Below are 246 nucleotides of genomic sequence, written 5' to 3'. Positions count from 1 at the left end.
CGCCTGCGTGCGCTTTACGCCCAGTAATTCCGATTAACGCTTGCACCCTCCGTATTACCGCGGCTGCTGGCACGGAGTTAGCCGGTGCTTCTTCTGCGGGTAACGTCAATCGGTGAAGTTATTAACTTCACCGCCTTCCTCCCCGCTGAAAGTACTTTACAACCCGAAGGCCTTCTTCATACACGCGGCATGGCTGCATCAGGCTTGCGCCCATTGTGCAATATTCCCCACTGCTGCCTCCCGTAG

The 246-nt window shown here is 56.1% G+C and carries 1 rRNA gene; it reads right to left on the bottom strand.

Annotation, left to right across the window (positions count from 1 at the left end):
- Positions 1-246, bottom strand: a 16S ribosomal RNA gene (locus tag IB226_RS23150); the annotation flags it as partial.

This window comes from Pantoea sp. PNT03 (assembly GCF_014852515.1).
GTDB classification, from domain to species: domain Bacteria; phylum Pseudomonadota; class Gammaproteobacteria; order Enterobacterales; family Enterobacteriaceae; genus Pantoea; species Pantoea leporis.
The sequence above is the reverse complement of the archived record's forward strand: the minus strand, read 5'-3'. Positions and strand labels throughout refer to the sequence as shown.